Origin of the sequence: Cryobacterium sp. MLB-32 (assembly GCF_000738085.1) — a bacterium.
Lineage (GTDB): Bacteria > Actinomycetota > Actinomycetes > Actinomycetales > Microbacteriaceae > Cryobacterium.
In genome coordinates this window covers 1-685 of the sequence record NZ_JPRS01000564.1, presented here as the reverse complement: position 1 = coordinate 685, position 685 = coordinate 1, and the positions used below count along the sequence as shown (strand labels likewise).

The 685-nt window shown below is 60.0% G+C and carries 1 protein-coding gene; it reads right to left on the bottom strand.

Going from position 1 to position 685, the window contains the following annotated elements; translation table 11 throughout:
- Positions 1-451, bottom strand: a 451-nt coding sequence (locus tag JF66_RS19975; RefSeq protein ID WP_035880634.1) for an ATP-binding cassette domain-containing protein, incomplete at its 3' end; no start/stop codon positions are given.
- Between the last annotated feature and the right edge of the window lie 234 nt (positions 452-685).

Here is a 685-nt window from a genome sequence, read left to right as displayed (position 1 = left end):
AGGGCCGTGTCGATGTGGCGGGTGTAGTCCCACCGTCCCAGCCATCGAGCCGGTCCATCTCCTCGAAGAGCTCGGACTGACGAATGATCAGCCTGTCCAGCTCGGAACCTACCGGGGAATCGGTCGCGATACTCGAGTCGATGGCAGCCAGCTCGGCTTCGACGGCCTTGACCTCAACAAAGAGGGCGTCGAGAACCTCGGTGATCGTGGACTCACCGTTCAACTCCGAGAACTGCGAGAAGTAGCCGATGCGCGCCCCCGACTCGACGGTCACCGTTCCGGTGTCAGGCGTGACCTGCTCAAGGATGAGCTTGAGCATTGTCGACTTGCCGGACCCGTTCTTTCCGATCAGGCCCACCCGGTCCTTGGGTTCGAGGCGAAAGAACGCCTCGCGCAGGATCTGGGTGTTTTCAAAACCGACGCTGACGTCGTTCAGCCTGATCAGGCTCATCGGTGTTTCCTTTCGGGCAGGATGATCTTCTGCCGTGATGCATGAAGAATACGGGAGCAGTCCTGAGATATGGCTCGTGAGGCCTCGAGACTGATCTCGACAGGCTCGGCCCGAGCGACCTCGCTCCTCGACCAGCGCTGGGATCGAGCTGGTCGAGAACTCGGAGAACTGCGGGAAATACTGTGCGAACGGTGGTGCCCCCGCTGGGACTTGAACCCAGACTTTAACGATTTT